The organism is Gemmatimonadaceae bacterium (assembly GCA_020851035.1).
In the GTDB taxonomy this organism is placed as follows: Bacteria; Gemmatimonadota; Gemmatimonadetes; order Gemmatimonadales; family Gemmatimonadaceae; genus JACMLX01.
Genome location: JADZDM010000021.1, coordinates 201,961 through 222,774, shown reverse-complemented (window position 1 = coordinate 222,774; position 20,814 = coordinate 201,961). Strand labels below are relative to the sequence as shown.

The window sequence follows — 20,814 nt, the reverse complement described above, 5'->3', positions numbered from 1 at the left end:
ACGACGGGCGACGGTCAGGGGCTGCGCGTGACGGGCGGCCCGTTCGCGAACGGCAGCAGGCGGTCGCGCGATGCGAGAGGCGGCGCCACCGCCAGCGGTGTGACGACGGGCACCTCCGTCACCGTCACCCGCGCCAAGGCGGGCGCTGCGGTCGTCGGAGCCACCGCGATCACGCCGCAGCAGTCGCCGGCACAGGTGCAGCGGTGTGCCGCGTCGGGGCGGTCGTCCGGGGCGCGGGTGTCGGTGGCCTCGTCCCGGTCGCCCGCCGCCGCGTGATGCGCCGCCGTCATCATCCCGTGCGCGGCCGGGTGCCGGCCGGTGCCCCCGTCAGCCGGCGCGCCGCCATGCATCGCGCACGGCGCGGCGGCGGCGGACACAGCGCCGGAGAGCACCGTCCAGACACCCAGCGCGGTGGAGAGCGCAGCCTGCAGAACCGACCGGCGGAACATGCCTGCAAGGTACCCTCGAAACCGTGCCGTGATACATCGGGTGTTCCCCCTCGCGCGGCGGCGGACACCCAACGGGCGCCCGGGGCGCGGAGTATTCTCCGGAGCCGGAACTGCGACGCGTCCCCCCGCCAGAGGCCCCATGCCGTACAACCGCCGAGACTTCCTGAAGACGAGCGCCGCCGCGACGGCGCTCGCCATCGCCGCTCCCGAGAGTGTCCATGGCGCCGCGCGCCCGCCGGCCCGCTGGCGCGAGACCGAGGCTGACGAGCTCATGGCGGCCGCACTGGGCGCCGCGCGGGCGGCGGGTGCCAGCTACGCCGACGTGCGCATCGGCCGCTATCGCAGCCAGAACATCGGCACCCGCGAACGGCAGATCACCGGCGTCTCCGACTCCGAGTCGTACGGCATGGGCATCCGCACCATCGTGAACGGGGCGTGGGGCTTCGCATCCACCAGCGTGATGACGACCGATGGCGTGGTGAAGGTGGCGCGGGAGGCCGCGCGCCTGTCGCGGGCCGCCAGCTCGGTCCAGAGGCGCCGCGTCGAACTGGCGCCGACGCCGGTGGTGAAGGGCACCTGGCAGACGCCGGTGCGCCGTGATCCGCTCGAGGTCGCCATCGAGGACAAGGTTGCCATGCTCCTCGCGGCCAACGACGCCGCCCTCAAGGTGCCCGGCATCCGCTTCGTGAACTCGGGGCTGCAGCTCCTCCGCGAGATCAAGCAGTACGCGAACTCCGAAGGCACGCAGACCACCCAGACCTTCATCCGCGTCGGCCCGTCATTCTCGGCCACCGCGGTGGGCAACGGCGGCTTCCAGCAGTACGGCGAGGAGCTCGCACCGCGCGGCGAGGGCTGGGAATACGTCGAGTCACTGAACATGCCGGGCAACGCGGCGAAGTGGGCGGCCCTCGCGGTCGAGAAACTCGGCGCACGGTCGGTGGAGCCGGGACGCTACGACCTGATCATCACGCCGGAGAACCTCTGGCTCACGATCCACGAGTCGATCGGACATCCCACCGAGCTCGATCGCGCGCTCGGGTACGAGGCCAACTACGCCGGCACGTCGTTCATCGCCCCGCCCGAGGCGCAGATCGGGAAGCTCAAGTACGGACGCCCGCTCATGACCATCCAGGGCGACCGCACGCAGGAAGGGTCGCTGGCGCGCTGTGCGTGGGATGATGAAGGGGTCGCTGCCGATGCGTGGAAGATCGTCGACAAGGGCATCTTCACGGACTACCAGACCACGCGGGAGCAGGCCGGCACCATCAGCCGGCTCACTGGCGTGACCCGGTCGCACGGCTGCTCGTTCGCCGACTCCTGGGACTCGGTGCAGTTCCAGCGGATGCCGAACATCTCGCTGTTGCCGGGGGAGCAGAACCGTTCGCTCAACGACATCATCGCCGCCACCGATCGCGGCATCGTGATCCGGAACCGCGGCTCGTGGTCCATCGACCACCAGCGCTACAACTTCCAGTTCTCCGGCCAGGCGTACTACGAGGTGCGTGGCGGCAAGATCACCGGCATGCTGAAGGACGTGGCGTACCAGTCCACGACGCCGGTGTTCTGGAACTCGATGGACATGATCGGCGGCAAGGACTCCTACTATCTCGGCGGGTCGTTCGGGGACGGGAAGGGCCAGCCGGCGCAATCGAACTCCGTGAGCCACGGCTGCCCGCCGGCGCGCTTCCGCGGCGTGAACGTGGTGAACACGGGGAGGGAAGGCTGATGCGCGGCGCACCGAAGTCCCTCTTCACGGCACCACTCGACGGGGAGTTCCTGACCCGCGACCAGGCGAAGGCGCTGGCCGACCGCGTGCTCGCCTTCGCCAAGGCCGACGAGACCCGCGTGAACATCGCCAGCGGCTGGACCGGCAACACCCGCTTCGCCGGCAACGAGATCACCACCAGTGGCGGCAGCACCAACACCACGGTCACGGTCACGTCCACCGTCGGCCGGCGTCGTGCCAGTGCGCAGACCAACATCCTCGACGACGCGAGCCTGCGGCGCACGGTCGAGTCGGCGGAATCGCTGGCGCGGCTCAGCCCCGAGAATCCGGAGATCGTGCCGGAGCTCGGTCCGCAGGAGTACGCCGCCGTCAACGGCTACTTCGACACCACGGCGGGCCTGGATCCCGAGCGGCGGGCGGCGGCCACGAAAAGTGCGATCGAGGCCTCCGAGGCGGCCGGTGGCGCCGGCAGCAACATCTTCGTCGCCGGCTTCCTGGAGGCGAACGCCGGTGCCAGCGCGGTGGCCACCAGTCGCGGGCTCTTCGCGTACCATCGCGCCACCAGCGCGAACCTGGGCATCACGGCGCGCACGCCGGATGGCACGGGGTCGGGGTGGTCCAACGCCGGCGCGCGGGACTGGAGCCGCATCGATGCCGCCGCGCTCGGGCGCACGGCCGCGCAGAAGGCCGCCGCCAGCCGCAACCCGCGCGCGATCGAGCCGGGCCTCTACACCGTCGTGCTCGAACCCGCCGCCGTGGCCGACATCATGGGCAGCCTGCTCGGCACCTTCAACGCCCGCGCCAATGATGAGGGCCGCGGCACCTTCAGCAAGTCGGGTGGCGGCACCAAGCTCGGTGAGAAGATCGCCGACGAGCGCGTGACGATGTACTCCGATCCCGCCGACGCCGACCTGCTCGCGCAGCCGTTCGCGGCTGACGGCACGCCGGTGCGGCGGGTGACGTACATCGAGAACGGCATCCTGAAGGAATTCGCGTATGATCGCTTCTGGGCGCAGAAGCAGGGCAAGGCGCCCACGGGAGGCGGCGGGGGATTCGGCGGTGGGGGCGGCGGCGGGTTCGGTGGTGGTGCGGTGAAGTTCGTCGGTGGCACGCAGACCACGGCCGAGCTGATCGCGGGCACCAAGCGCGGCATCCTCGTCACGCACTTCTTCTACATCCGTCCACTCGACCAGCGCACGGTGATGCTGACCGGGCTCACGCGCGACGGCACGTTCCTGATCGAGAACGGGAAGATCACCGCGGCGGTGAAGAACTTCCGCTGGAACGAGAGTCCGCTCTTCCTCCTGAGCAAGATCGAGGAGATCGGGCGTGCCGAACCGGTGGGCGCGGGGCGGGTGATGCCGTCGCTGCGGGCGAAGGACTTCAACTTCACGAGCCTGTCGGACGCGGTGTAGGGTGCGCTCGTCGGTGCGGGGTGGGCTGGCGTGACCGGCGGCGCGGCCACGGGGTATGCGAGGCGGTTGGCGCGCCGCATCACGGGGGCGCCTCGCACCATGCCCACCCGGTCCCGGCTCATGACGGTGTCCCGTCTCGCCCAGCGTGCAGTCCTTGCAGTGACACTGCTCGTGGCCGGATGCGCCGGCCACGGGGATCCGCTGTCGCCGGGCGAGATCCGCGCGCTCGCGATCGCGCGTGATCGATGGCACCACAGCGCGGCTCGGAATGCGTACCGGTACGAGGTGCTGCAGTCCTGCTTCTGCCCGCCGGAGGTCTCGCAGTGGAACACCATCACCGTGATCGATGGGGTGGTGGTGGGGGTTGTCGACCAGGGTGGCACCACGGTGCCGGCGGAACGGTGGTCGTCCCACCTGACCGTGGACGGGCTGTTCGCCGCGCTCGACCGGGAGCCGGACGACTTCCTGGACGACATCATCGTGCGGTTCGACCCGACCGATGGCTACCCGCTCGAGATCAACTTCATCGCGTCGCCGCAGGTGATGGATGGTGGCGGGGCGATCTTCGCCCGCAACCTGCGTCCGGTGGTGCGACCGGGTGGCGGCTGAGGCCTGGCGCGGCAATCCGGGGTGCGGACGCGGGTGCGTTGGGGTGCGCACGGTGTATCGTGTCGTGGTCCCTGCCCGGCAATGTCCGGACGAGGACATCACTCCCAGCTCCCTCATTCCCCGGATCGACCATGCCTGAGACGGGTGCGCGTCGCACCGCCATCCTGCCGTGTGCGTCGTGCGGCACGCTGAACCGCGTGGACTTCGCGCGCGCTGACGCGCGGCCGACCTGCGGGTCCTGCCACGCCGCGCTCGCGCTGGACACCCCGCTCACGCTCACCGATGCGAACTTCGACCGGGTGACGGCCTCGTCGGCCGTCCCGGTGATCGTGGACTTCTTCGCCGAGTGGTGCGGGCCGTGCAAGATGATGGCACCGGTGTTCGCCGAGCTGGCGCGGCGGCAGGCGCGACAGGCGCTGGTGGTGAAGGTGGACACCGACCGCAACCCGCAGGTGGCGTCCCGGTTCGCCATCCGCAGCATCCCGACCATCGCCGTGCTGCGGGATGGCCGCGAGGTGGCGCGCCAGGTCGGCGCGGCGCCGATGCCGGTGCTCGAGGACCTGCTCCGGCGGTAGGGAGGGGGCGGGCGGCACGCTCGCGGAGGCGCCCCCGGCCCGGCCCCGGGCCTGTCGCCCGCCGAGTGGGGGGCGGGCCCGCGAGGGAACAAGGTCGGACCGGTCGTGACCGCCGCGCGGGCCGTGGCGCCGCGTGGTACCGCACCCCATACTGCGGTCGCAATCCTCCCCAACCAGGCGGCCGAGATGACGTACTTCCACATCAACATCATGTGGGCCATCGTGCTCTTCGGCGTCCTGCTCTGGACGACCGTGTCGGTGGTGCTCAACGCGGCGCTGCGACGCGGCATGGGAACGATGGGGATGGTGCTGAGCTACCTGGTGCTGGCCTGGATGCTCTTCGACCTGCCGCTGCGCGACGCCATCACGACCTGGATGTTCTTCGCCCTGCAGGGCGGAATCGTGATGTTCTTCTACGAGCTCTGGGCCCGGCGGCACTTCGCGGGTCGCGAGCGCACGCCGCACCCGCTCATCCGGCTCGACGGCATCGTGCGCTGGCCGGCGATGATGCCGGACGCCTTCGGGCTCGTGCTGAACGACCTGGGCATCCTCGGCGCCGACGACCGCAGCGAGACGCACCAGGAGGACACGCTGCGGATCACAGCCGAGCAGGCGGTGGCGGCCCCGACGCAGGCGACGCACTGACGCGGTGGGCGTGCGTCGTCGCGGCGAGGTGTCGCCGGGTCACTGGCACCGGGTGAAGGCCGGCAGGTGCCCCTCGAGCGAGGCGCGCCGGTTGTTCGTGAAGACGATCCGCACGTCGTCGGGCAGGTCCAGCGCCAGCAGCGTGTCGTAGAGGGCGATGTTCGAGACTTCGGCGGTCGCGGCGGCGGCGCAGGCGTCCGGCACCGACGCGAAGCCAGGCACGTTGGCGGCGGTCCACGCGCTGGCGGGCACCGCGATCCCGTGCGTGGTGAGCGTGCCGGCGAGGGCGGTGGCGTGCCGCTGCTCCGCCGTCACGATGTTGGCGAACGGGAGCACGGCGCCGAAGTCGGACAACACACGCCGGTAGACCTGCCCGGCGTGATACTCGTCCTGCAGGGCGGCCGTGACAGCGGCGGCCACCTCGGGGTTCAGCGTCGAGGTGGCGGGTTCGAGCGTGGTGGTCGCGCTGCTGCACGCCGTGATGGCCGGGAGCAGCAGCAGGGCGGCGCGGATGCGGAGTGACATGGTGGGTCCCCGTGGAGCAGGATATTCGCAGATGCCTATATTCATATACACTTGAATCCTGTCCGCGTTGGGGGCGGTGGCCGGGGCGGCTGGTTCGAGGGGACGGGGATCGTGAACGGGGGTGCGCAGCGGCGCGGATCCGTGCCACGCGCATGGTGCGGTCGCGGTGACCGCGCGACGAAGTCACGACTGCTGCGCGATGACTCCGAGTCCGGCGCATGGCAGTGACGCGGCTCCGGTGTTGGCACCGATTGCCTGCGCGGTCACGAGGACCGTGACTCTGAGTCCTCCTACGGATGGAGCCCCAGACTGGAGGGCTCTGACTCTGAGTCCTACGGGCGGCGCCCCAGACTGCGGGGCGCCGACGCCTTGTGTCAGTCGCGTCCGCGTCGCGTGAGCAGCACGCCGACGCCGGCGCCGATCGCGACGCCGGCGGGCATGAGCACCGGGATCATGTGGAAGACGACGCCCAGCCCCGCGCCGATGGCAAGGCCGGCGGCCGCGCCGAGGGGGATGTAGGCCGGACGCCGCGGTGCGGGAGGGGTCGCGCGGTCGGTGGAAGACGGCTGTGCCATGCGGGCGATCCTGGACGGGGGATGGTCGGCGGGCGCCGCGATGCGCGAGGCGGAACTGCCGCCCGGGGCGACGGACGCGAGCGTGGGCAACGGTCGCGCGGTGCGAATTGAAGAGAGGGTGGCAAGATCCGCGCCGTGCGTGTGCCCATGCCCGCGGGACGCGCTGCCGCGTGCCCGCACGCGGTGTGCGCGCGCATCCGCACGCGCGTTCGCACGCGCCACGCGGTGCGACGCCACGGCTGCCGCGCGCGCCGCGAGCGAACCCGGCCGCGCGCCGGCGATAGAGCCGGGGCTCTATCTCTGGAGCTCGAAATCTATTGATAGACGTGGGCTTCACCGCCACGACGACTGTGAGATTTCCCTTATGCCACAAGGGTTTCTGCGGTCGCGCACGCTTCGGCACGTTTCGCAACCATACCATTTGACACGCGCAAAACTGCACGCTTACGTTGGCGCGTCCGACCGCTGTGCGCCGCGTCCGCGATGCACACGATCCGGACCGCGCCCGTGCCACATCCCCACCCGGTGTGGACGGCGCACCACCTTCTGTCCACGAGGACAACACCATGGCGATCGAGAATGCGAAGGCCTTCATGACGCGTCTCAGCGAGGATGCCACGTTCCGGCAGGCCGTAACGACGGCGCCGACGCCCGAGGCGAAGCGCAAGGTGATCGAGGCGGCCGGCTACGGCGGCTTCACCGAGGAGGACGTGCAGGCGGCGGCACCGGAGTTCGGTGCCGAGCTCTCCGATGCCGAACTCGAGGCGGTCGCCGGTGGCCGCGTCGTGGAATGGGTCGGCGCGACGGCAGCGGTCGTGGGTGCTGCCGCAGCGGCCGGCGCGGCCTGACGTTCCGGGTCGGGACGGCGCTTCGGCACGATCGCGGCAACGCGATGGTGCCGGGGCGCCGTGACCCCGCCCTGCAGCTCCGGTGGCGCGAGGCACGCACCACCGGCACGACATTCCGACAGGCAGGGGGCAGCGATGTGCGGGATCTCGGTGATCTGGTCGTGGAATGCGCTGACTGCCCCCGCCCGCCTGCATCGCATGGTGGCCGCGCAGCAGCATCGCGGCCCCGATGGCGCCGGCCTCGCTGTCTGGGATGACGAGCCCGCCGCACCGACCGGCGCCGCCCGCACGCACTGGACCGGCCCGGTGCATGCCACCTGGCCCGCACCGGCCCACGGCATGCGCTTCGGCATGGGCCACAACCTGCTCGCCATCCAGGACCCCGATGACGCCGCCCGGCAGCCGATGCGTGACCCGTCCGGCCGCTGGTGGCTGACCTACAACGGCGAGATCTACAACTTCCCCGAGCTGCGCGCGGACCTGGCGCGCGACGGCGTCCACTGCACCACGCACTCCGACACCGAGGTGCTGCTCGCGCTCTGGGTGCGGCACGGCGTGGGGTCGCTGGCACGGCTGCGCGGCATGTTCGCGTTCGCACTCTACGACGCGCAGGACGACACCCTCTGGCTCGCGCGCGATCCGTTCGGGATCAAGCCGCTGCACGTCGCGCGCCTCGCCGACGGCAGTGGGGTGGTGGTGGCCTCCGAGTTGCGCGGCATCCACGCGTCGGGACTCGTGCCGCGGGCCTGGGACCCCGGCGCCCTGCGCGCCTTCCTCGCCGCCGGCGTGAACCGGCCCGGCCCCACCGCGACCTGCTTCACCGGCGTGCAGGAGCTCGAACCGGGGACCGTGATGCAGGTCCGGCCCGACGGCACCAGTGTCCACCGCTTCCACACCCTGGCGGACATCGACATCGCCGACGCCACCATCGACCGGATCGAGCCGCTGCGCGACCGCTTCGAGGAGTCTGTCCGCCTGCACCTCCGCAGCTCCCGTGAAGTCGGCGTCTGCCTGAGCGGCGGCCTCGACTCGGCCAACATCGCCTATGCGGCCTCGCGCATGGTCGGCGATGGCGCACTGCAGTGCTTCACCGTCGGTGCCGCGGAGTCGCGCGACGTGCGCCTCGCCGTCCAGGCCGCGCGCAGCTGCGGCGTCCGCCATCACCTGCTCACGTCGCCCACGACCGTGGCGATGCGGGACGTGGCCGACATGATCACGGCGTGCGAGACCCCGAACCACACCTGGGGCCCGATCAACCAGTACCTGCTGCTGCGCCGGATTGCCGGCGAGCATGGCGTGAGCGTGCTGCTGAATGGCCAGGGAGGCGACGAGGCGCTCTCGGCGTACGCCTGGTTCGTGCCGCCACTGGCCGATGCGATCGCCCGGCGCGACGGGCCGGAGGCGGCGGCGACCTGGCGTGCCGCCTGCGCCGCCCGTGAGCCGATGGCGCCGTCGGTCACCGCGGCCGCGCAGGCCATGTACCACTCGCGCCGCGCGTGGATGGGCACCTTCGACGGCGGTGCCTGCGCCGCGCTTGGCCTCGATCCACGCGAGGTCGTGCGGTCGGATCCGGTGCAGTACTTCCTCAACGATGCGCTCGACTGGGCCGGCACGCGACGGCAGCAGCTCACGGTGCGCGAGCTCCCGCACCTCCTCCGCCAGGAGGACCGCCTCGCGATGTGGTTCTCGATCGAGAGCCGTGTGCCCTTCGTCGATCCGGCTTTGGTCGACCTCTGCGGACACCTCGACCCCGCGTTCCTCTACCACGACGGCTACGCGAAGTATCCGCTGCGCGTGATGCAGCCGGCGCTGCACGCGCCGCTGCGCTGGGAGACGACGAAGACCGGCTACTGGGCGCCGCACTCGTCGATGCCGCCGCTGGCGGCCGGCACGGCGGCGCTCTGGGATGCATCGGCCGGCATGCTCGCGACGGCGGGACTGCGCACCAATCCCGCCGCCGTCGCGCGCCTGTCGCCCCTGGCGGCGTGGCGCTTCTTCCAGGTCCTCGCGCTCTCGCATGCGCTCGACGATGCGGCGCTCGCCTCGTTCACCCTTCCGATGGCACCGACCCAGGCCGCATGATCATGATGCCCGTCGCCACGGCGACCACGATCGAGCCCGCATCCCCGGCACAGGACGGTGGCCGCACGCCGCCGGTCCGCGTGCGTGGTGAGCGGTTGCGGGCCGCCAAGGGCCAGCGCGACGGCACGCATCGCACGGTGTCGCCGGCGGAGACCTTCGAGCGCATCCGCCCGCACCTGCCGTCCGCGGGCATCACGCGGCTGGCCGACGTCACGGGGCTGGATCGCATCGGCCTGCACACGGTGCTGGCCTACCGGCCCAACAGCCCGACGCTCTCCAATGCCTCCGGCAAGGGAATGTCGCTGATGGCGGCCACGGTCTCCGGGGCGATGGAGGGCCTCGAGCTGCACCACGCCGAGAACCTGCGCCTGCCGGTCACCACCGCATCGTGGCGTGCGCTCGCGGACCGCGGCCCGGTGCTGCCGCTCGACCGGCTGCCCCTCATCCGCAATGCGCACTTCTCGCCCGCGATCGCGGAGTGCTGGGTGGACGGCTGGGACCTGATGGGGCAGGAGGCGGTGCCGGTGCCGTGGGCGTCGGTGTCGATGCTCGCCCATCCGCCGGCGCGGGGCAGCCGCCTCGGCGCGTTCCCCGTGAGCAGCAACGGCCTCGCGGCGGGCAACCACCTGCTGGAGGCCACCTGCGCGGCGCTGCTCGAGCTGGTCGAGCGTGATGCGATCGCCTGCCACTGCAGCGTGCGGCAACTCACGGGACGTCCGTATCCGAAGGTCGACCTCGGCACGGTGACCGATCCCCACGTGCTCGCGCTCCTCGACCGGCTGGAGGCGGCGCGCACGGGCATCGTGCTCTACGACGTCACCGCGGACACGGGCGTGCCGGTGTACGTCGCCACGCTCTACGACCGGCGCGACCGCCACGTCGGCATCTACGGCGGGTACGGCGCGCACCTGGATCCGTCGGTCGCGATGCTGCGCGCGATGACCGAGGCCGCGCAGTCACGCCTGATCTACATCGCCGGCTCCCGCGACGACTTCTTCCGGCACCAGCACCTGGCACACCGCGCGAACGACGGGGCGGAGTCGATCCGGCAGCTCGAGGCGGCGCCGGCGACGGTGGCCGCCCGGGTCGGGTCCGCGGCCACCGACAGCTTCGAGGGCGACGTGCACCTGCTGCTGGAGCGGCTGCGGGCTGCGGGACTCGCGCAGGCCGTGCTCGTGGACCTCACCCACGAGGAGATCGGCGTGCCGGTGGCGCGCGTCGTCGTGCCCGGCCTCGATGGCTACCCGTTTCACGCCCATTACCAGCCCGGCGCCCGCGTCCGTGCCTTCGCCGCGCGGGCGGCGGCGGACCCGGCTGCGCCGCTCCTTCCACTCGCGAGACCCGCATGACCGCCACTGCCCTGCTGCGCGCCGACCCGGGCGTGACGCCAGCCACCCCGACCGCCGCGCCGCCGATCCGGTTCCGCGGGGCGGTGCACACCGCGCGGAAGGAGTTCTTCGAGGGCACGCAACGCGTGCGCGCGCCGGAGGAGACGCTCGCGATCATCCGGCCGTACTTCCGGCGCCTCGGCCTCACGCGGCTCGCGAACATTACCGGGCTCGATCGCATCGGCATCCCCACCGTGCTGTCGGTGCGGCCGAACAGTCCCAACCTCTCGGTGGATGCCGGCAAGGGGTTCACCCTCGCGGCCGCGATGGTGTCGGCCGGCATGGAGTGCATCGAGCGGTACGGTGTGGAGGCCCCCAGCTTCCCCGAGTTCACGGGCTCGTGGGAGGAGGTCTCGGCCGAGCAGGTCACGATCCCGTTCAGCGCACTGCCGCTCTCCAAGCGCGCCATCCTGCGGCCGACCTGGCCCCTCCGCTGGACGCACGCGTGGGACGTGGCGGCGCAGCGCGATGTCGCCGTGCCGTCACTGCTGGTCACGATGGATTCCGAGGCCACGTCGAAGGGGCATGACAATCCCTTCAAGACCGGCTCCAACGGGCTCTCCGCCGGCAACAACTTCCTCGAGGCGCTCAATGGCGGGATCCTCGAGCTGATCGAGCGTGACGCCGTCGCGTGCCAGCGGCACGCCTGGGATGTGTGCGCCCGGGCGATCCCGCGCGTGCGGCTGGACACCATCACGCACCCGGCGGTGTGTGACCTGCTGGCGCGCTTCCGGCATGCGGGGGTGGCGGCGGTGCTGTTCGACTGCACCGTCGACACCGACGTGCCGGTGTACATGGCCTACCTGTTCGACGAGCGCACGCGCCACATCGGCATCTACCGTGGCTACGGCGCACACCTCGATCCCGGGATCGCGATGGTGCGGGCCCTCACCGAGGCGGTGCAGGCCCGGCTGATCTTCATCGCCGGCTCGCGCGACGACTTCTACCGCCACCACTACCTGCGGCTGCGGCAGAGCGACCACGAGGACGCACTGGCACGCATGCGCGCGATCCCGGAGACCGTCGATGCCCGGACGCGCGCGTCCGCGGCCACGCCCACCTTCGAGGGCGACGTGGGCGTACTGCTCGCCCGGCTGGCAGCGGTCGGCATCACGCAGGTCCTCGCCGTCGACCTCACGCCGCCCGGCATGGACGTCTCGGCGCTGCGCGTCGCCGCCCCCGGCCTCGAGGGCTACATGTTCGATTCCTATGCGCCTGGCGCCCGCGCCAAGGCCTTCCTGCGCGAGGTGCAGTGATGACATCACCCATCGTCGTCTTCCTCGGCCCCTCGCTGCCGCTGCGCGATGCCATGGCCGAACTCGACGCCGTGTTCCTGCCGCCGGCACGCCAGGCGGACATCATCACGGCGGTGCGCGTGCACCGCCCCCGCGCCATCGCCCTCATCGACGGCGAGTTCGGCCAGTCGCTCTCCGTCTGGCACAAGGAACTGCTCTACGCCATCGACCGTGGCATCCCGGTGTACGGCGCCAGCAGCATGGGGGCGCTGCGCGCGGCGGAAGTGGCACCCTTCGGCATGATCGGCGTGGGGCGGATCTACGACATGTTCGCCGACGGCACCCTCACCGACGATGACGAGGTGGCGCTGTCGCATGGGCGCGACGAGACGGGCTACCGCGCGTTCTCGGTGCCGATGGTCAACATCCGGGCCACCCTCGCGGCGGCCTGCGCCGCCGGCAGGATCGATGGTGCCGATCGGGACCGGCTCATCGCGCTGGCCAAGTCCGCCTTCTTCCCCGAGCGGACCTGGGCGCGGCTCTGGCGGGACGCGACCGCCGCCGGTGTGGCGCCCGACGTGATCGATGCCGCGCGGCAGTTCGTTGCGACCGGTGCGCTGGACCTGAAGCGCGATGACGCGCTCGCGCTGCTGCGCCAGTTGCGGGCGCTGCCGGCGGATCCGTCGGCGGACACGACCGCCGCCGCGCGGCCGGAGTTCGAGTTCAACCGGTCGCACCTCTTCGAGGCGCTGTACCAGCGCGACCGCCAGGTGGCGCATGGCGAGACGCTCGTGCCGCTGGCGGCCGTGGGTGATTACGCCGCGCTCCACCATCCCGACTACAACGCGCTGAACGAGCAGGCGATGAACCGGGCGCTGGTCGGCGTGCTCGCGGAGGAGCTGGAGATCACGGCCACCGATGCCGACGTCGCCGAGGCCGAGTCCCGCTTCCGGCTCGCCCGCCGCCTCACCTCGCAGGCCGCCCTCGATGCCTGGTGCGAGGCGAACGACGTGGACCGGCGGGAGTTCACCGCGCTGATGCGCGAGCTGGCCACCACGCGCGTGCTGCACCGCTGGCTCACGACCCGGAAGTTCATGGAGCGCACCACCCGCATCGTGCTGGATGAACTGCGGCTGCGCGGCGACTACGCCCGGATGAAGGCGATGGCGGCGCAGCAGGAGCAGATCCTGGCCGACCACCACCAGCTGTTCACGGAGACGAGCTACAACGAGCTGCGCACCCGCGACCTCGTCATCGAGCACCTCCGCGCCACGCCGTGCCGCATGGACGCGCCGTACAAGACGTGGGCCGACGATGCCGGGTTCCACTCGTCCGGCGACCTGCGCATCGAGCTGCTGCGGGCCCGGCTGGCCCGGCAGTTCGTGAAGGACCTCGCCACGGAGAGCATGCACGGGACCGCGGCGCAGCCCGCCTGAGGCCCCGTTCCATGCGCGCTCGACCGATCCGCATCCTGCGGGTGGCGCGGCCCACCACGCTCGTCACGGCGGCGGTGTTCGAGGAGCTCTTCGCCGAGCACCTCGGCGCCGAGTTCGTGCTGCAGCGCGCCGCGCTCGATGCGTGGTGCAACGGGGTGTTCGCCGGTGGCGCACACGCACCGCTGGCGCCGGCGGCGGTGCGGGCGTTCGCGGCGGCCACGCAGGGCGTGGACTTCCTCTGCCCCAGCTACGAGGCGGTGGCGCTGTTGCCGCTGCTCGCCGAGTTGCGCAACGCAGGCGCGCCGCACGTCTCGTTGCTGGTCATCGCGCATTCGCCGGCATCGTGGCCACTCGAGTGGGCGCTGCTCTCCGGCCTCCTGTCCGCCGGTGACCGCATCATCGCGCCGTCCGGGAGTGCGCGTGACGTGATCCTGCTGATGGCGCCCACGCTGGCGCCCTTCGTCCGCGTGATCCCCCATCCGGTCGCGGGCCGGCCCGTCAGCCCGGCACGGCGCGTGCTGCGCGGCCCCCCGCGCCTCGTGAGCCTCGCGCGCCTCACGCCGGCGAAGCTGCTGCACCGGCAGCTCGATGCCATGGCGCTGCTGCGCACGCGCGGCGGGCCGATGCCGGTGCTGGACGTGGCCGGCGAGGTCACCGACGCGGGCGGCAGGACGCTGCCGTACGTGCGGTCGCTGCAGGCCCGCGCCGAGCGCCTCGGCATCGGTGAGGCCCTGCAGTTCACGGGCGTCATTCGCGGCGACGCCGCGCGGGATGCCTTCCTCGACGGCGCGTCGGCACTCGTCAACCTCTCCGTCACGCTCGAGGAATCGTTCGGCAAGGCACCGGCCGAGGCGCTCGCCGCCGGATGCCCGGCGCTGGTGACGCGCTGGAACGGGCTGCCGGAGACGGTGCGTGATGCCGGTGCCGTGGTGCCGGTGGTCCTGGCCGGCGAGGCACTCGCGACGGTGGATGTACAGGATGCCACGCTGGCGTCGGTGCTCGAGCAGCTGCTCAGCGCGCCGCCCTCGCCGGCGACCATCCGCGCCGCTGCGGCGTGCTTTGCGCCCTCAGTGGTGCGGCGTCGGTATCGCGAGGTCCTGTCCGACGCGCTGGACGAGCGGGCGGGTGGGATGCCTGGCGTCGGCGCCCCGCGCGACGGCACCGACTGCGGACGGGTGCTGTCGGCGGGATTGCTCGCGTCGGCACCCCTCTCGCAGTTCACGTGGAGCGCGCTGCGGCAGCTCTCGCATGACGGCGCGCCGGCCGTGCTGCGCCGCGTCGGGATGACGGCCGGTGCACCGGACGGCACGGCGATGCACGCGGAGCCCGACATCGATCGCCTCCGCGCAGTGCTCACCCTCTCCACGCGGGTGCCGCTCGAGCACTTCTTCGCCGGGATCAGGCTCGGCGACGATCCTGAGACGCCGGTGCCGGCGGAGCCACCGGTGGCGACGGCGACGTTCCGGAGCCGGCTCGCGGCAGCCGCGGAAAGCCCCGGACAGTGGCGACCGCGCATCGCCTGCCTCTTCGAACTGCTCGGCCAGGAGGGGCCTGCAGCGCTGGAGATGCTGGCGCGCGCGCTGCCGGCACTGCGCGCGGAGGGGCTCGACAACATCGCGACGCGGTACCTGACCGTCGAGTGGCGTGTCGGCACTGGCGACGTGGATGGCGCGCTGGCGGAGTGCCTGAGCCAGTTCGGGCGGCTCATCCCCGGCGAGTCGGGGGCACCACGCCTGCACCAGCTCGCGCGCGTCGCCCGTGCGGCGCGATCGAACGCGACCGCGGTCGAGCTGCTCGAGGCGTGGCTGGCGCGATTCCCCGATGCGCCCGATGCGGGCGGCGTGTGGTTGGAGCTGGCGCTCCTCTGCTGCGCCGACGATCACGCGACGGCGAGTCGTGCGGTGAACCACGCATCGCGCCTGCTCGGTGAGGTACCCGCCGTGTCTGCCGTGCTCCGGCGCCTCGCGATCGGCGTGGCCACCCACCACCGTGCGGCCGTCGCGAGTACTCCGGTGCCTCGCACCGCGCAGGCGGCGCCATGCTGACGTCCGCCACGGCACCCGCGCGCACCGGCGGCACGGCACCGTCGCCGGCGGCATGCGCGGCAGCACCGGCATCCCCCGCAGCGCTGGGCATCGGGGAGCTGCCACCATCGGTGCGCGATGGTGTGCGCCTGCTCTGCGGCGACCCGTGGCAGGCCACACCCGTCGGCCGGTCCGGCGCGACGCTGCTGCTGTCCGGCACCCGCGGTCGCTGCATCCTCAAGCTGCTGCCGGCCGACCTCGCCGGCGTGGACATCGCGGTGGTGCTGCAGTGTGTGCGCGCCGCCGGCGTCGCTGCGCCGGCGCTGCTGGGGCTCTGGCAGGAGTCGTCCGGGGCGGAGGCCGCGGCGGGCACTGCGGCGCCGCGATGGGCGGCCTTCGAGTTCGTGGCAGGCCAGGTGCCGCGCCCGGGCAGTGCAGGGTGGTCGCAGCTCTGGTCCGGCGCCGGCCACACGCTGCAGCAGCTCGCGCGCGTGGAACTGCCGGCGCTGCCCGGCGTGCTGCCACGCCCTGCCGAGACATGGCGCCACCGCGTCGCGACGCTGGACGCCTCCGGCGGCGTGGCAGCACTGCGTGCGCGACTCGATGAGACGCCGCCGTCACCGCTGCGGTTTGCACATGGCGATTTCGCACCGCAGAACATGCTCCTCGCCGGTCCCCGGCTGGTGCTGCTCGACTGGGAAGCCTTCGGCCACGCCCCGGCGGGATTCGATGCCGGCTGGGTGTGCGCGCTGAACGCGATCGGCGCCGGGCCGCAGTTCGCACCACGGCAGCTCGAGGCGTGGCTGGCGCCGCTGGAGCTGTCGCCCGCCGAGGTCTGGAGTGGCACCGGCATGGGGTTGCTCAGGCTCCTGTGGCGCGCCAGCGGCTGGGCGCGCCGCGATGCCGCACTGCAGCCCGTCGTCGACCGCGTGGCGCTGGCGATCGCGCGGCACGCCGTGGTGGCGGCATGACCATCGCCGCGCCGGGCATGCGCGCCCTCGTCATCCGTGGCGGAGCGGGTGACGGCGTCCGCACGGCGGCCATTGGCGTCACCTCGGTGCACGGCATCGAGGTGACGTGCGGATTCACGACGCCCGCCCCGCCACGGTTCGAGCCGTCGGGCAGCAGTGCGCACAAGGTGCTGGTGCGCGTCCGCGGCTTCTCGTGCAACTATCGCGACCGCCGCCGTGTGCTGCAGATGTCGACCATCGGGCCGGCGGCGCACTTCCTGGTGATCGGATCCGAGTTCGCCGGCGAGGTGGTGGCCGTGGGCGATGCGGTCCGCACGCTGGCACCGGGCATGCGCGTGCTGGGTGACAACCACTATCCCGCAGACCATCCGCCGGCGGGACGCGTCGGTGTGCCGAGTAATCGTGCCTCGGCGGAGTACCTCGTGCTGCGGGAGGACCAGCTCTGCCGCGTGCCGACCGGGATGAGTGATGCGGAGGCCTCCGCCTTCAGCATCGGGGCGCAGACGGCGTACAGCATGGTGCGGAAGATGGGTGCGCGACGTGGCCAGGCGGTGCTCGTCACTGCCGCGCGATCGAACACCTCGCTGTTCCTGATCGCCGCGTTGCACGCCGCCGGCGTGCGCGTCGTCGCGACGACCACCGCGCCCGGCGCGACGGCAGCCCTCGCGGCGCACGGCGCATCGCGGGTGGTCACGCTGCCCGCCGCACCACATGACGCGGAGGGACTCGACGCCCTGCGCGAGGAGGCCGCCGCGCACGGGGGCTTCGCGGCCGTCGCCGATCCGTTCTTCGACCTGCACCTCTGCCGCCTGCTGCCACTCCTCGCGCCGTCGGGGCGCTACGTGACCTGTGGATTCCACGGACAGCACGACGCGCTCGCGGCCCCAACGTCCACCGTCGACTACGGCGTGGCACTGCAGGTCGCGATGCTGAAGAACGTCGCGATCATCGGCAACTGTGCCGGCGTCCATGCGGACCTGACCGAGGCGCTGGCCGACTGGGAGGCCGGCCGGCTGCCTGTGCTCCTCGACCGGGTGCTTCGCACGGCCCGCGAGGACAGCGATCCAGCGCGGGCGGCGGTGGCGGCGGAGTTCGTCTCCCGCAGCTTCGATGCGCCGGCGCGGCTGGGCAAGGTCGTCGCGCTTTACACGGACTGAGCGTGCTCGCGATCGCATCGGTGGACACCCGCGGGGAGGTCGCGTCACGGCTGGCCGGCATCGTGGCGCGAGGGGCGGCGCCGTGCGAGCGGGTGCCGGAACGCGGCCTGTCCCCCGTGTGCGGAGCGACGGGTGACGTACACCCGGCCACGGCACGCGAGCGCGCGTGGCTGGCGGGTGCGGGCCTGCCCGCCGACGGGTTGCCTGCGCTGCTCGCTGCGCTTGGCACCACACACGCGGCGTGGCGACGATCGCTGCACGACGTCGAGGTGACGGACGCCACCCGCCTGCCTGCGTGGGCGCGGGAGTTCCGCCGGCTGGTGAGCGCACTCGGCCGGCATTCGGGGCATGCCGGCCGGACGTCCTGCGGCTCGTCGAACCGGTCGGTGTCGGTCGCGATGGCCGGCGGCGATCCCTGGTCGCGGCTGCTGCTCGAGCGGGCCGCACTCCTGGTGCGCGGCGCCGACGTCTTCGATCCGGTGGTGGTGCCGGCGCTGGCGGCGGATGTGACCGCACGGCTGGCCCCGCTGCTGGTCACGCTGCGTGGCGACGACGCCCCGGACACCGTAAACGCGTGGCTGCACCGGTTCGAGGCGTTCCCGGTGGCGGCGCGATTGGTGAGCCTGACGGTGCACCAGTGGCAGGAACACCTGCTGCAGCTGCGCGAGCGGCTGCTGGCGGATTCGGCCCACCTCGCGGCGACCTTCGGCGGTGGTGCGCGCACCGGGCGCGTCATCGGATACCGGGGTGGGCTGAGTGACCCGCACGACGGTGGGCGGATGGTCTGCCGGCTCGACTTCGAGTCCGGGCCCTCGCTCGCGTGGAAGCCGCACGACATGTCGGGGGCCGCGGCATTCGGCGCGCTGCTGGGCTGCGCCGCGCGTGATGGGGTCGTGCCGGCGCCGCAGATGCCGCGGACACTCGCCGGCACCGCGCATGGCTGGCAGGAGTGGATCGAGCCTTCGCCCTGTCCGGACCCGGCAGCCGTGGCGCGGTACTTCGGCCGCGTCGGCGTGCTGAGCCGCCTGCTGCAACTGTTCGACGCGACGGACTGCATCGCGGAGAACGTCATTGCGTGGGGTGAGCACCCGATGCTCATCGACCTCGAGGGGCTGCTCTCGGCACGGACGCGCCTCGCGGAGGACACGCCGGCTGGGGATCGGCTGCTGGCCGAGCAGGTGTGGGACACGCCGTTGCGCGTGGGGCTGATCACCGCGCAGGTGGTGGGCGCGCCTGGCCGGCGTGCCGCGGATCTCGGGGCGATGGCGACGGCAGACCGGCGTCGCGCGCCGTTCGGCTCCGCGGATGACACCTTCCCGGATGCCACCGCCTTGCCGAGCGGTCCCGGTGGCGCGTGGTCGGGGATCGCGCCCGGCGACCACCTTCCGGCGCTGGTAGATGGATACGTGGCAGCGGCGGCATGGGCACGCGGCGCGGGCGCGGGTGCGATCGACGAACTGCTGGCTGTCACCGCGTCGGCGCCTGCTCGCCTCATCTTCCGCAACACGCACCTCTACGCACGTTTGCGCACGGCGAGCCTGGCGCCGTCCTGCCTGGCCGATGCCTACGCGCGCGAGGCGTCGCTGGCGCGGCTCTGGCGCGCACACTTCACCAGTCGCGCGCCGGCGGCGGTGGTGCGCGCCGAGCTTGCTGCGCTGCGCGACATGGACATCCCCGTCTTTCATGTGCAGGCCGGTGACGACGCGTTGCGGGATGGCCGCGGGACCTGCGTGCCGGGGTTCGGCGAGGGCACGGCGATCGGACGGGTGCAGGCGCGCCGGCAGGCGCTGCAGCAGTCGGGCCCCGATACGGATGCGGACGCCGTGCGCCTGGCGCTCTTCGTCCGCGATCCGACGCAGGAGAACCCGGCGCAGCCGGAGCGGGGCCATGGCGTGACCGTGTCGGCTGCAAGCGGCCGTGCGCGCTGGCGTGACGCGGCGGCCGAGTCCGGTGCGAAGCTCCTCGACGCGGCGTACGCCCGCGGTGCATCGCCGCACCTGTGGACCACACTGCTCTACACGCCCGCTGTGGACGCCTGGAACTTCGGTCCACTCGGCGCCGACCTGTTCAGTGGCGCCGCTGGTGTGGGTGTGGTGCTGGCGGACCTCTTCGCCGCCACCGGTGACACGGCGTTCCGTGACGGTGCGCACGCAGCGGCGGCGGCGATGGGTGGGTTCGGCACATTGGCTGCGCACGGCACCTGCGGCGTGGCCGGCGTGTTCCATGCTGCGCTGCGGATGGAGCGTGCGCTGGGCGTGAGGCTGGTGGTCACGGATGGTTGCTGGGCGGCGATGCAGGCCGCACCCGCGCCGACCTCGTGCGACATCGCCACCGGATCGAGTGGAACGGCCCTTGCACTGCAGGCATCGGTTGCGCTGGTCGACGCGATCCGGCCGGAGATGGCCTCGTCGCTTCGCATGCACGCGTCGGCGGCCGCGCAGGCCCACGCCGGGCTGTCCGGGCGGAGTGGGCTCCGGGCGTCGCATCCGGACGGTGCCGTGAGCCTTGCCACGCTGCCGGGGCTTACCGTCGCCGATCGGCTCGTGTCGTCGCGATGCCGCGGCGAGCCACACGTGGTGCCCGTGGTGGAGGGGCTGTCGCGCACCTGCGGGGCTGGTGACGCACTCGGACTGGCCGTCCTGGCGGGCGGTGCGGACGGGAGTTCCCGGAGCGCCGCGCACGTGTGTGCGAGTCGCGCTGCGGTGCGGGCGCTCGGGACGTTGCACGGTGGGTCGCCGTGTGCCGCGCTCGATGCACTCGTGATCCAGGTGGCGATGCGTGAGCTGACCGGCGCGCGACACTGGCGCGATGCAGCGCAGGACGTCGCAGGTGCGATCGTGGCGCGCGGCCGCGCTGGCGCGTGGCTGTCGCCGTCGATTGCGCCGGACCACGTGCTGCTCTCGGCGATCGTCGGACTCGCGGCAGTGGCGCACGCGCTGTTGCGGCTTCACGACGGTGCGTCGGCACCCGGGCTGCGCGTTCCCGCGGACTGATACGATGCCGGCCTGGGCCGCGTGACCGGCCGGCGGCACGGCCGGGCCCGGCAATTGGATCACATTGTGACTGTTTAATGTATTTGGATACGCTGGTCTCTTTTTTGCACTTGCGGGCCGTGTTGACCGGAAACATGTTGGCACTGCAGGCGGCGCCGTGA

The 20,814-nt window shown here is 72.3% G+C and carries 17 protein-coding genes; 14 read left to right on the top strand and 3 right to left on the bottom strand.

The window, feature by feature from the left end:
- Positions 1-14: 14 nt before the first annotated feature.
- Entirely contained in the window at positions 15-449 is a 435-nt protein-coding gene (locus IT355_13770; protein ID MCC7054330.1) for a hypothetical protein, read from the bottom strand.
- A gap of 139 nt (positions 450-588) precedes the next feature.
- On the opposite strand from IT355_13770, the gene IT355_13765 reads away from it, so the two are divergent.
- The 5 genes from IT355_13765 to IT355_13745 all read left to right on the top strand — a co-directional run bounded on the left by IT355_13765 (position 589) and on the right by IT355_13745 (position 5,419).
- Positions 589-2,175: a TldD/PmbA family protein gene (locus IT355_13765; GenBank protein MCC7054329.1), complete on the top strand. Its 1,587-nt coding sequence runs from the start codon at positions 589-591 to the stop codon at positions 2,173-2,175.
- Entirely contained in the window at positions 2,175-3,590 is a 1,416-nt protein-coding gene (locus tag IT355_13760) for a TldD/PmbA family protein (GenBank protein MCC7054328.1), read from the top strand. Before IT355_13765 ends, IT355_13760 begins: the two co-directional genes overlap by 1 nt.
- Positions 3,591-3,689: 99 nt before the next feature.
- The gene (locus IT355_13755) at positions 3,690-4,199 is read left to right on the top strand and encodes a hypothetical protein (protein MCC7054327.1); all 510 of its coding nucleotides are present in this window, start codon (positions 3,690-3,692) and stop codon (positions 4,197-4,199) included.
- Between the two features lie 131 nt (positions 4,200-4,330).
- On the top strand, positions 4,331-4,774 hold the full coding sequence (gene trxA, locus IT355_13750; protein MCC7054326.1) for a thioredoxin: 444 nt from the start codon (positions 4,331-4,333) through the stop codon (positions 4,772-4,774).
- 186 nt (positions 4,775-4,960) lie between these two features.
- Positions 4,961-5,419 (top strand): hypothetical protein, encoded by a 459-nt coding sequence (locus tag IT355_13745; protein ID MCC7054325.1) that lies wholly within the window; start codon positions 4,961-4,963, stop codon positions 5,417-5,419.
- A 39-nt stretch (positions 5,420-5,458) separates the two neighbouring features.
- Here the strand turns inward: IT355_13745 and IT355_13740 are convergent, their stop codons facing one another.
- Entirely contained in the window at positions 5,459-5,944 is a 486-nt protein-coding gene (locus tag IT355_13740; GenBank protein ID MCC7054324.1) for a hypothetical protein, read from the bottom strand.
- Positions 5,945-6,318: 374 nt separating this feature from the next.
- A complete protein-coding gene (locus IT355_13735) occupies positions 6,319-6,519 on the bottom strand; it encodes a hypothetical protein (protein ID MCC7054323.1) in 201 nt (66 codons plus the stop codon).
- A 566-nt stretch (positions 6,520-7,085) separates the two neighbouring features.
- On the opposite strand from IT355_13735, the gene IT355_13730 reads away from it, so the two are divergent.
- The 9 genes from IT355_13730 (at position 7,086) to lanM (ending at position 20,653) form a co-directional block, all read left to right on the top strand.
- On the top strand, positions 7,086-7,367 hold the full coding sequence (locus IT355_13730) for a Nif11-like leader peptide family RiPP precursor (GenBank protein MCC7054322.1): 282 nt from the start codon (positions 7,086-7,088) through the stop codon (positions 7,365-7,367).
- A 135-nt stretch (positions 7,368-7,502) separates the two neighbouring features.
- Complete coding sequence (asnB, locus tag IT355_13725; protein MCC7054321.1) at positions 7,503-9,449, top strand: asparagine synthase (glutamine-hydrolyzing); 1,947 nt, start codon at positions 7,503-7,505, stop codon at positions 9,447-9,449.
- Positions 9,446-10,798 (top strand): YcaO-like family protein, encoded by a 1,353-nt coding sequence (locus IT355_13720; GenBank protein ID MCC7054320.1) that lies wholly within the window; start codon positions 9,446-9,448, stop codon positions 10,796-10,798. Before asnB ends, IT355_13720 begins: the two co-directional genes overlap by 4 nt.
- The gene (locus IT355_13715) at positions 10,795-12,093 is read left to right on the top strand and encodes a YcaO-like family protein (protein ID MCC7054319.1); all 1,299 of its coding nucleotides are present in this window, start codon (positions 10,795-10,797) and stop codon (positions 12,091-12,093) included. The genes IT355_13720 and IT355_13715 overlap by 4 nt, the downstream gene beginning before the upstream one ends.
- Positions 12,093-13,508, top strand: coding sequence for a hypothetical protein (locus IT355_13710; GenBank protein ID MCC7054318.1), 1,416 nt, complete (start codon positions 12,093-12,095; stop codon positions 13,506-13,508). The genes IT355_13715 and IT355_13710 overlap by 1 nt, the downstream gene beginning before the upstream one ends.
- A gap of 11 nt (positions 13,509-13,519) precedes the next feature.
- Entirely contained in the window at positions 13,520-15,553 is a 2,034-nt protein-coding gene (locus IT355_13705; protein MCC7054317.1) for a glycosyltransferase family 4 protein, read from the top strand.
- Positions 15,547-16,503, top strand: a complete 957-nt coding sequence (locus IT355_13700; protein ID MCC7054316.1) for an aminoglycoside phosphotransferase family protein — start codon at positions 15,547-15,549, stop codon at positions 16,501-16,503. The genes IT355_13705 and IT355_13700 overlap by 7 nt, the downstream gene beginning before the upstream one ends.
- Entirely contained in the window at positions 16,500-17,660 is a 1,161-nt protein-coding gene (locus IT355_13695) for a zinc-binding alcohol dehydrogenase family protein (protein MCC7054315.1), read from the top strand. Before IT355_13700 ends, IT355_13695 begins: the two co-directional genes overlap by 4 nt.
- A gap of 2 nt (positions 17,661-17,662) precedes the next feature.
- Positions 17,663-20,653 carry a type 2 lantipeptide synthetase LanM gene (gene lanM / locus IT355_13690; protein MCC7054314.1) on the top strand — a complete coding sequence of 997 codons (2,991 nt, stop codon included), beginning with the start codon at positions 17,663-17,665 and terminating at the stop codon, positions 20,651-20,653.
- Positions 20,654-20,814: the final 161 nt, after the last annotated feature.

Coding starts and splice junctions, on each gene's coding strand:
- IT355_13720 (MCC7054320.1), top strand. CDS start 9,446: ATGATCATGATGCCCGTCGCCACGGCGACCACGATCGAGCCCGCATCC.
- IT355_13740 (MCC7054324.1), bottom strand. CDS start 5,944: ATGTCACTCCGCATCCGCGCCGCCCTGCTGCTGCTCCCGGCCATCACG.
- IT355_13755 (MCC7054327.1), top strand. CDS start 3,690: ATGCCCACCCGGTCCCGGCTCATGACGGTGTCCCGTCTCGCCCAGCGT.
- trxA (MCC7054326.1), top strand. CDS start 4,331: ATGCCTGAGACGGGTGCGCGTCGCACCGCCATCCTGCCGTGTGCGTCG.
- IT355_13760 (MCC7054328.1), top strand. CDS start 2,175: ATGCGCGGCGCACCGAAGTCCCTCTTCACGGCACCACTCGACGGGGAG.
- IT355_13710 (MCC7054318.1), top strand. CDS start 12,093: ATGACATCACCCATCGTCGTCTTCCTCGGCCCCTCGCTGCCGCTGCGC.
- IT355_13735 (MCC7054323.1), bottom strand. CDS start 6,519: ATGGCACAGCCGTCTTCCACCGACCGCGCGACCCCTCCCGCACCGCGG.
- IT355_13695 (MCC7054315.1), top strand. CDS start 16,500: ATGACCATCGCCGCGCCGGGCATGCGCGCCCTCGTCATCCGTGGCGGA.
- IT355_13705 (MCC7054317.1), top strand. CDS start 13,520: ATGCGCGCTCGACCGATCCGCATCCTGCGGGTGGCGCGGCCCACCACG.
- IT355_13770 (MCC7054330.1), bottom strand. CDS start 449: ATGTTCCGCCGGTCGGTTCTGCAGGCTGCGCTCTCCACCGCGCTGGGT.
- IT355_13730 (MCC7054322.1), top strand. CDS start 7,086: ATGGCGATCGAGAATGCGAAGGCCTTCATGACGCGTCTCAGCGAGGAT.
- IT355_13700 (MCC7054316.1), top strand. CDS start 15,547: ATGCTGACGTCCGCCACGGCACCCGCGCGCACCGGCGGCACGGCACCG.
- asnB (MCC7054321.1), top strand. CDS start 7,503: ATGTGCGGGATCTCGGTGATCTGGTCGTGGAATGCGCTGACTGCCCCC.
- IT355_13745 (MCC7054325.1), top strand. CDS start 4,961: ATGACGTACTTCCACATCAACATCATGTGGGCCATCGTGCTCTTCGGC.
- IT355_13715 (MCC7054319.1), top strand. CDS start 10,795: ATGACCGCCACTGCCCTGCTGCGCGCCGACCCGGGCGTGACGCCAGCC.
- IT355_13765 (MCC7054329.1), top strand. CDS start 589: ATGCCGTACAACCGCCGAGACTTCCTGAAGACGAGCGCCGCCGCGACG.